Here is a 1176-nt window from a genome sequence, read left to right on the forward strand (position 1 = left end):
TACAAAATAATTCGGTAATATAGTCCATGAAAAAGCCTTGCTCTGAAATGTTTTGTCTTCGTAACCAAGATATTACAGATGCTAAGGCTTTTTTTTATTTATTTTTTATGTCGAACTCAGGTTAATTTATAAAGCTGTAAAAGATAATGCCGATGATAATGGATGGGCGAATTTAGGGATGGTCGGGCAGTATATCAGTGCAGTAAAGCCTGATTTTGACTCTCGTAACTATGGTAGAGCCAAATTGTCAGGATTAATAAAAACTTTAAATTTATTTGAAACAAAAATAGAAATGAGTCAGATGTATTTAAGAAAAATGAAAAAGCAGAGTGTGTAATCGATATGTGGAAAAAGATTCGGATTCTGATTTTATTAATCATCTTATTGATTGTCGCGGTCAATGCCTATCGTGATCAAAACCAGAACTGGTCAAAGCCGATTATTGTGTTGCTGCATCCGATTAATGCTGATGGATTACCGACCACACAGCAATACATCCAGCAACTGTCGAGTCAGGACCTGAATAGAGCACGGAAATATCTGGAACAAGCAGCTCAGCAGTATCGCGGACAGCCGACTTATTTTTATTTTAATTTAGGCCGTGAGCTTAAAGTTCTACCGCCCAAAGGCCCTGAGCAGGCTTCACTCATCAATACAGTTTTATGGAGTTTAAAATTCCGGTTTTATGCCTGGAAACAGCAACAGAGTTCAGATCCTTCAGCCAATGTGACTTTATTTTTAAATTACTATGATCCTGTACAAACCAAGCAATTAAAGCATTCAACTGCCTTGCAAAAAGGCCGGATTGGTTCGGTGAATCTATTTGCATCCAAGCAACAGACTGAACAGAATAAAATTGTCTTGGTGCATGAATTACTGCATGCCTTTGGCGCCTCGGATAAATATGATTTAGCGACAGGCCAACCGATTTATCCGCTGGGTTATGCATTTCCAGATCAGCAACCCTTATTTCCGCAAGCCAAGGTGGAGCTGATGGCAGGACATATTCCACTGTCTCAAACTACCAGTAAAATGCCAGAATCTTTAAATCAAACTGAACCGTACCGGGTTTGTCGGAGACTTTTTTATTTAAGTTAGGCCACCTGACCTAACGGATTAATCTTATCATAGTACATTGCTTCAAACTCAAAAGGCGATACATAACCCAGTGCACTG

2 protein-coding genes are annotated in these 1176 nt (G+C 38.9%); both read left to right on the top strand.

The genetic code is table 11. From position 1 onward, the window contains the following. Positions 1-124: 124 nt before the first annotated feature. Positions 125-337 carry an OST-HTH/LOTUS domain-containing protein gene (locus AC1P5O_RS16590; RefSeq protein WP_499006418.1) on the top strand — a complete coding sequence of 71 codons (213 nt, stop codon included), beginning with the start codon at positions 125-127 and terminating at the stop codon, positions 335-337. A 5-nt stretch (positions 338-342) separates the two neighbouring features. Then, positions 343-1098: a hypothetical protein gene (locus AC1P5O_RS16595; protein ID WP_138742839.1), complete on the top strand. Its 756-nt coding sequence runs from the start codon at positions 343-345 to the stop codon at positions 1096-1098. Positions 1099-1176 lie beyond the last annotated feature (78 nt).

The sequence above is a fragment of the Prolinoborus fasciculus genome, from assembly GCF_056724605.1.

What these genes read in the sequence shown, in the direction of transcription:
- AC1P5O_RS16595 (WP_138742839.1), top strand. Translation starts at nt 343, where the DNA reads ATGTGGAAAAAGATTCGGATTCTGATTTTATTAATCATCTTATTGATT.